This is a genomic window from Acinetobacter sp. SH024 (assembly GCF_000163635.1).
Classification (GTDB): Bacteria; Pseudomonadota; Gammaproteobacteria; order Pseudomonadales; family Moraxellaceae; genus Acinetobacter; species Acinetobacter pittii.
This window is the reverse complement of sequence record NZ_GG753601.1, coordinates 860,263-869,030: the sequence shown is the minus strand read 5'-3', so window position 1 is coordinate 869,030 and position 8,768 is coordinate 860,263. Positions and strand designations below refer to the sequence as shown.

General features: G+C 38.8%; 4 protein-coding genes. 3 read left to right on the top strand and 1 reads right to left on the bottom strand.

Annotation, left to right across the window (positions count from 1 at the left end; all coding sequences use genetic code 11):
• The 3 genes from HMPREF0013_RS16565 to HMPREF0013_RS16555 form a co-directional block, all read left to right on the top strand.
• Nucleotides 1-4,446, top strand: a 4,446-nt coding sequence (locus tag HMPREF0013_RS16565; RefSeq protein ID WP_228681032.1) for a beta strand repeat-containing protein, incomplete at its 5' end; no start/stop codon positions are given.
• A 145-nt stretch (nt 4,447-4,591) separates the two neighbouring features.
• Nucleotides 4,592-6,247: a hypothetical protein gene (locus HMPREF0013_RS16560; RefSeq protein ID WP_005803973.1), complete on the top strand. Its 1,656-nt coding sequence runs from the start codon at nt 4,592-4,594 to the stop codon at nt 6,245-6,247.
• Complete coding sequence (locus tag HMPREF0013_RS16555; protein WP_002115533.1) at nt 6,244-7,974, top strand: CapA family protein; 1,731 nt, start codon at nt 6,244-6,246, stop codon at nt 7,972-7,974. Before HMPREF0013_RS16560 ends, HMPREF0013_RS16555 begins: the two co-directional genes overlap by 4 nt.
• On the opposite strand, the gene HMPREF0013_RS16550 is transcribed toward HMPREF0013_RS16555, so the two are convergent.
• Nucleotides 7,971-8,687, bottom strand: a complete 717-nt coding sequence (locus HMPREF0013_RS16550) for a hypothetical protein (protein WP_002115569.1) — start codon at nt 8,685-8,687, stop codon at nt 7,971-7,973. The genes HMPREF0013_RS16555 and HMPREF0013_RS16550 overlap by 4 nt on opposite strands.
• Nucleotides 8,688-8,768 lie beyond the last annotated feature (81 nt).

Here is an 8,768-nt window from a genome sequence, read left to right as displayed (position 1 = left end):
GTGACTGCAGCTGACCTTGCAAACGGCTTCATCACTGCAGCGATTCCTGTCACAGGCGAAGGCCCTGTGATCATCCATGCAGAAGCAGTGGATGCACAAGGTAACCTTGATGTTGCAGATGCAGACGTCACCGTGACTGTAGATACCTTGCCTGCAGACCTGATCGGTGCGATCACGATTCCTGAAGACTTAGATGGCAACCTTATCTTAAATGCAGACGAACTAGGCACAGACGGCACCTTCAATGCACAAGTGGCATTGGGACCAGATGCAATCGATGGCACGGTGGTGAATGTGAACGGTACTAACTACACCGTGACAGCAGCTGACCTTGCAAACGGCTTCATTACAGCGACTCTTGCCGCAACAGCAGCAGATCCTGTGACTGGTCAGATTGTGATTCATGCTGAGGCTGTAGATGCACAAGGTAACGTAGATGTTGCAGATGCAGATGTAACGGTAACTCTAGATGTTACTCCACCTGATATCACTACAACTGTGTTAGCAATTGACCCAGTTACTGCTGATAACATCTTGGATGCGACAGAAGCTGGTGGATCAGTGACCTTAACAGGTACATTGACCAACATCCCTACAGATGCAGTAACAACAGGTGTTGTGGTTACTGTAAATGGTGTTGACTATACAGCCACAGTTGATGCCGTAGCAGGTACTTGGACAGTTGATGTAGCTGGTAGTGGTCTTGCAGCAGATTCAGACTTAACTGTTGATGCTACTGCGACATTCACAGACCTCGCAGGAAACGCTAGTACACTTCAAGATACGCAAACTTATACTCTTGCAAGCTCTATCATTGCTTTCGATAACACTGATACAGCTGTACTTGCACCTCAACCATTGCTTGTACAAGATGGTGCCTCTTTAGGTAGTGAAACTTACCTAGCCTTGGTTTCACTGGCTGGACTTGATTTACAACTTGGTTCTGAAGCAATTGATTTTACAGTAGGTGCTGGTCAAGAAGGCAACGCGACATTTACCTATAGTGCATTGCTTGGCGCAGATGTTTTATCTGATTACTCATTGGTACTACAAAAACTAGACCCAATAACGGGTGATTGGACTTCTGTTTACGGTGGTGGTGAAGCTGATATTTTAGATTTAACTCTGCTAGGTGGAACTCCGAGTGTAGTTATTGATGGATTAGAAGAAGGCCAATACCGTGCATTCATGACTTATAACGGTCTTCTAGGTATCGGTTTACTGGGTACCTTAACAGGCACAATGGATGTTTATGACACAACACAAGTAGGTGGATACTACACCGAAGTTGCTGATGGGAATGTGATTACTGATATCAATACCAGTGGCGAAACAGACGTTGTAACCGCTATGACTGTAGTTACAGCAGTAAATGGTCAGCCTGTTACAGCGCTAGATACTGTGATCAATGGGTTGTATGGTACTTTGGTAATCGATCCAGACGGTACATATACTTATACTCCTACTGCAAGTGCAGCAGGTGTAGGTCAAACAGATGTATTTGTCTACACATTAACTGATCCTGTAACAGGCGATACGGCTCAAGCAAACCTCAATATTCAATTGAGCTCTGTGAAAGCGGTGGATAATGTTGTAACTGCAGAGATCAACCCAGAACCATTGCTTGTTGCAGATGATGTTGCGTTAGGTAGTGCGAGTTATCTTGTAGCTGTATCGTTAGCTGGTCTGGATTTACAATTGCTTGGTAACGATGCAATTGAGTTTACTGTTGATCCAAACCGTGAAGGCACAGCAACGTTTACTTTCGATGCCATAATCACAGCAGATTTACTCAGTAATTATGCGATTGTTGTTCAGAAATTTGATGAAGCAACAGGCCAATGGGTATCGATTGGTGGTACTAACCCAGAAGCTTCACTCATTGATCTAACGCTTATCGGTGGAACACCAACAGCTGTACTTGAAGGATTGGATGCTGGTCAGTACCGTGCATTCATTGGATATGAAGGTTTAGTCGGTGTAGGTTTAGGCGGAACATTAACTGGTACGATGGATGTCTACAATCCATACATCGTGGCTGGTTACTCTGTTGAACCGATCTCTGGTAATGTCATCAAAGATGCGAGCCTCACTGGTGAAGTTGATGCAGCAAGCAGCAGTGCTGTGATCTCTCAAGTGAATGGTGTTGCAGTTGATCCAGTTGCTGGTGCAACAATAGTTGGTGCATACGGTACATTGGTAATCGACCAAGATGGTAACTACACTTATACCCCAACTGTAGACGGAGCAAACCTAGGTCAGGTAGATCAATTTACCTACACCTTGCTTGATCCTGTAACAGGTAACACTTCTGAGGCAACACTTTATGTTCGTCTCGATAGTGACAGTGTAGATATGACTTGGAACGATGCAGATCCATCTCAACCAGCTGTAATTACTAGTCCGCTTCCAGTAGATGCGATGGATAACGTTGCTTCAGCTGAAATAGACATGGTGTATCCAGTAACAACTGAGGTACTTGATAATGCGATCAGCTATAACTGGTTACTCGGCGTAGGTGGTATCGTTATCGGTTCTAAAGAAGGTACAGCGACATTTACAGTTGATCCAGGTAATCTGACTGACGCGATTATTGCAGTGAACTTTGGTTCGGTTGCTACGGTTGTCGACGGTTTACATGTGGTATTAACACGAGTAAATCCAGATGGCACTCGTACTGTAGTTGCAGATAGTTCTGATACTGGCGTAATTGACTTGTTAGGTATCTTTGGTTCTGAAGTTCAATTCAAGATTGATAACTTAAGTGCTGGTACTTACGAGTTGTTCATGGAAAGCAACACATTACTTACAGCTCTAGGTAGTGTTACTGCGGATATCACGTTGAATCATGGTGATATCACTCAACCACCTGTACTGGTTGTTGACCCTGTAACTGGTAATGTACTTGCTGATGATAACTCTGCGGTTTACGGTACAAACTATGTGCCGGACTACATTACAACAACTTCAGTAGTAACTGCTGTTACAGCTGAAAATGGTAATACAACTACAGTTGTAGCGGGTACTCCTGCAACGGTTGTAGGCGTATATGGAACTCTGACTATTAATGCAGATGGTACTTATAGCTATCAAGCAACTGCGGATATGGCGAATGTAGGTAAAGTTGATAGCTTCACTTACACAGTGACAGATCCAGTGACTGGCAGAACTGATACCGCTACATTACATGTTCAAGTTGGTTCGCCAGATGTTGATGTCACTTGGAATACAGCAGATCCTTCGGCAGATGCTACTCTTCCAACACCATCTGTAACAGCTGATACAGATGATGCAACAATCAGTATGGAACCAGTGGTAGATCCAGTTGTGGATGTTGCGAGCGGTAACGTGACTATCGGTAACCTAGCTGGCTTCCCACCACTACCTGTGTTAAGCAGTACAGTAACCTCTAGCCAGTTTACAATAGCTGCAAATACAGTAAGTGATGTACATGTACAGTTGAACTACACTGCATCGTTAAGCTTGTCGGCTCTTCCAACGACTGGATATACAATTCAGCAATTGGTTGGTGGAACATGGGTAAATACAGCATACTCTGGTTCTGCAACAGCATTGGCAGGTGTGTTGGGTGCTCCGGCATACTCAGCAGATGTACCTCATTTGTCAGAAGGGACTTACCGTGTAGTATTCAGCTTATCAAGTCTGATTTCTCTAGGTACTGTAACTCTAGACTCTGTAGTGACAACTACAGCGACTCATCTAGACCAATACACACCAGATGGTCAAACAGACTGGATTACTGGAAATGTCCTTACTAATGATGTGGTAGAAGGTACTCAGCTCTATGTAATGAACTCAACAACTGGCACTTATGAACTAGCTGCTGGTCAAGGAGTGAATACAGGTGAAGGTACATTGTATCTATACAATGATGGCTCTTACTTCTACAAACCATTAGACAGCGCTGCAAATGCGACAGTTGATGTGATTGATTACAAGTTAGTTTCAGTGATCGATGGTAGTGAATATGCCTCTACATTGACGATTAACTTGAGTCAAGAGTTGAATAGCCTTGCAGTAAGTACTGCAGCAAATGATACATTTGCTCTTGGTAATGGCTCTGATACCTTGATCTACAACACATTAACGGCTGCAAGCGTAACTAACGCAACTGGTGGTAATACAACAGCAGGTGGTGTAGATGTATGGACTGACTTCCACGTAGGTAATACTGCAACGGATGATCAGGCTGATAAGATTGACTTAAGTAACTTGTTAATTGGTTCTCAAACTAACTTAACAATCGGTCAATATGTGTCAGTAAGCTACGATGCTGGTACTCAAACTGCGACAATCAGCGTAGACCGTGATGGTGGATTACTTGTAGAAGGTACTTACACTGAAACACCATTGCTTCAATTGACTAACCTCACTGGTCCAGTCACATTGAATGACTTGATCAACAATGGTCAAATCATTTTCTAATCTGACAATCGACTTATATAAAAAAGAGCCTTCGGGCTCTTTTTTTATGTCTAAACAATACGTTAACTTAGCTTTTTACATGTTCATGCTATGATGGATTGAAAACTTTATAGAACAACAAACAACGGATAGGGACTGATTTCGAGTGAAAGCATTTTTAAACTTCCAAAGACAACTGAACCTTTGGTTAGAACATATCGCTCCCCATGTTTCAGATCTTCAAAAGAAGACGATTTTATTTATATCTTATGGGCCTAAAGACCAAAGATGTAACGTATGGCATAGTAAAAAAACAAGCTTTTCACAAGCAAAAATACAATTATTAGCTTTCATTAATGATCAGTTTGCACAGGAACTACTTACTGATTATATAAAAATTGATGTTGCATATAATTTAACGAAACAAGCTTGGAAAGTAGTAGAGCAGCAAGTCCATCATCAATTTCACAACAACCACTACCGTAAAGGTATTGGGTTTGATGAACACTGTTCAGTAGCTTTTCTTGAGCAAGAGATTTATGGAAAGGCAATTATACGAGGTTTGAGCTATGACAAACCCAACTTTTTTGATGAAACAAATCTGAATTATTCAATTAAGCAAAAATATAACGCGACTAAACCACAGATTAAACTACAAGAGCTACAAGACATTTGGACTTTTGATACCTACGCAGCATTTTATGAAAATGGGCAATTCATTAATTTAGCGAGCGGTTATGATGCGAATGGTATCAGGGCGATTTCGAGCAATAAGAAACAGCATTTTCAGTCGTTAATTGAAAAAAATTCGGCATTTTTGCATGATCAAATTCAAGAAAATGGCAAATTTATCTATGGCTATTTTTCTGCTTATGATCGAGATATTCGTAACTATAATACGGTACGCCACTGTACCTCGGTGTATGCGTTGCTGGAAACATTTGAAGTGCAGAGCAAACCAGAATATTGGCCCAAGATACATGCTGCTATCCAATATGCACTGACCAACTTTTATAAAGAAAAAGACTCAGAAACTGCTTTTATGATTGATGGTAAAGAAGGGGAATTTGAAATTAAATTAGGTGCCAATGCTGCTGCTATTTTAATGTTCACTAAATATCAAGAAATTACTCAAAAAACTGATTATCAAAAATATGCAGAGAAACTTGCAAATGGTATTTTAAAATTAGTCGATTCAAATGGCTCAACAACTCACGTATTAAATTATCCAGATTATGATTTAAAAGAAAAATTCAGAATTATTTATTATGATGGTGAAGCTGCTTTAGCTTTATTAAGGTTATATCAAATCAACCAAGATTCTAGATTATTAGAAACTGTTAAATTAATGTTTGAATGTTTTATTGAAAAGAGATATGAAAAATACCATGATCATTGGTTAAGTTATTGTACAAATGAACTCACTAAAATATGCCCTGAAGATAAATATTTTATTTTTGGTTTAAATAATTATTTAAAACATTTTATTTTTATTCGCAATCGAAAAACGACTTATGCGACTTTACTAGAAATGTTAATGGCTGCTTATAAAATGGTGAACCGTTTAAAAGAGCAGGGGCACACAGCACTTTTTGAGCAAGCTTATATGCCTGAGCTTCAAAAATTAATTGAATTCAGAGCTGATTTTCAAACGACAGGCTTTTTTTATCCGGAAATGGCGATGTATATGGCACGGCCAGATAAAATTTTACATGCTTTTTATATTCGCCATGATCGTTTCCGAGTACGGATTGATGACCAAGAGCATAATTTATCAGGCTACATCGCTTATGTAAAAGATTACAAAGGTGATGAGTCATGAAGTATCAACCCGTTGAAATCAAATTATTAGCACATATCGACACTACAAGTTTCGATGAAGCTTTATGGCAATTCGAATTCGACGATGATATTTCAACATTACTGCTAATCGACTATGCACTAGAACAATTTCAACAAAAAAAAGTGCAGGCTCAAGATGTCTATATTGTGCCACAAAAAATGAGTGAGCAAATTGGACAGCAAAACTTAGGTTTAAAAACATCTGAAATTTACACATTTACAGAGTTATTGCAGTTCATAATTTTTACTCAAGCCGTAGATGTAAAGGAAGCTTTAAGCAATATGCTTTGCGGTACAAATGAGCAAGCATCTTTAATTTTCTCTAAAAGAGCCGCTGCCTATAACTTAAAATTAAAAAATGAAGCTACCCAAAATCAGCTAAAGCATTTGTTTTTATTGCTCAGAAAAATTTATAGCTATCCCAATGAAATAAAAAAAGTATTCTTTATAAAAGAGCTGAATTTTCAAGGAAAGTCTTATCTCCCTCAGACACCATTAATGGGACAGAATGTAGTAGAGGTCTTATATCTTACAAACCCATTTAGAAAAATTTATTTGACATTCTTTGAAGAAAACCAAACGATTGGTTTTTTTCTTTTCTTAGATGATATTCATCGTGCTGAGCACCTGGTTCCTTACTATGCTTGTTTTCAAGCACAGAACGTACAACCTAAAGTTTGCTCTGCTCCAAGTGGCATTATTAACATTTTGGGGGATACCTACTTTGGGGAAATCTACACTAAAAAGCGTAAGGCGAGAGGACAAACGGATGCTCTGCAGCAATATGGATATGACTATTCTTTTAAAAAAATAAAAGCTTTTTTAGGTGAACATGACTTAAATATTGCTAACTTTGAAGCGGTATTTTCTTTAGAAAACCAATCTCCTTTAGGCCATAAAAAGTCTTTTATTCTTAAAGCTGATGCTGAACAAACATTAGCAGCATTCAAAAATATTCACCTTAATCATGTGGTGTTGGCAAACAACCATCTAAAAGACTATGGGGATCGTGGGCTGACCTATACATTACAACAGTTGGATCAGGCTAACATTTCTTATATTGGTGCTGGCGTAAACCAAAAAGATGCTCATAACTACTTTGAACTCTCTTTTGAAAATAAGCGCTATGCTATTTTTAACGGATACTGGTACAGAGACACTCCCTATCTCGATTATAATTTTTATGCTTTAGGTCATAAGAGTGGAGTGGCGTGTTTAAATGGTGTTTTGCTTGAACAAATAGGTCGCTATAGGCTGGCTCATCCTGAACATAAAATTATTGTTATTTGCCATTGGGGTGTCGACTTTAAGCCCATTACAAAAGAGCAGAATAAGCTTGCTGCGATTTTAACCCAAGCTGGTGCTGACCTGATCATTGGTCATGGTGCTCATACTATTCAACCTATCCAGATCATCAACCAAAAGCCAGTCGTGTTTGGTATTGGCAATGCTGTGTTTAATAGCAATGGCGAATATGAAAAACATAATGCTTTACCATTTGGCTGTATAGCAAGGTTAGATTTGTCAAAAGACTTACTTCGTCTTTATCCAATTTACATCAATAATTTGAAAACATTTTGGCAGCCGTATCCAGTCGATGCTGAAGATTTCTTAAAAGCTAGTACTTACATGACATCTTCACTGACCCTTGAAAATTACATCGCTACCCAAGATAATTTAGGAGCATATATTGAAATTAAATTTTAGGGATATTGTTTGTATGTCGATAAAATAGTTTGAAGTTGTACTGGCGTAAATCCTAAATTTCTTAAGCCACCACTGCCTAATTTACATTCGGCGCTTGCCATGATGTTTGTTGGAGTACGTTTTGTAGCTTTTGGTGCACAAACATGTTTTAGTCCAAACACATGTCCCATTTCATGCACGCTACCAGCCTGAATATTATAATTGAGGCGGTTCCAGTCTAATAAAATAAAGGGTTTGCCATTATTACGAAAAGCTCTACTTGTTACATCTTCAAATTTCCATTTCGTTGAGTAGGCATCATAAATAAAAACAATCACTTCTTTACTTGCAGTTCGTTTCGGAAAACACGTATTTACACTGGCAGGAATGGTTTCAATCGTAATTGGGTAGGGCTGATTAATCTGTTGTTTTAAATCACAATGTAATTTTGAAAACTCTTCATAAGGAATATAACGATGTAATTTAAATTTAAAAATTTTATTATTTTTATCATCTACATAGTATTTATTTAATATTTTAATTTCCTTACGCATCTGTTGATAATTATCAAACTTTGTAGCTTCTGGAGAGTTGGTTGTAAAAACAAAAGTGACCGGAATAATAGGGCGGCCATCTGTGGAGACTTTAGGTGTTTCTCCTAAAGGAAGAGGAGGGCGTGTAGTACAAGAAACGCATAGTAAAGTGCCAGTAATCACTAGTAATGTTTTTTTCATGCAGATTTCCCTCAAGCCCACCTTGGATTGCATTTAGTTTTGTTCAAAATTTTTTATATGATATGAATGATGTCAATTTTT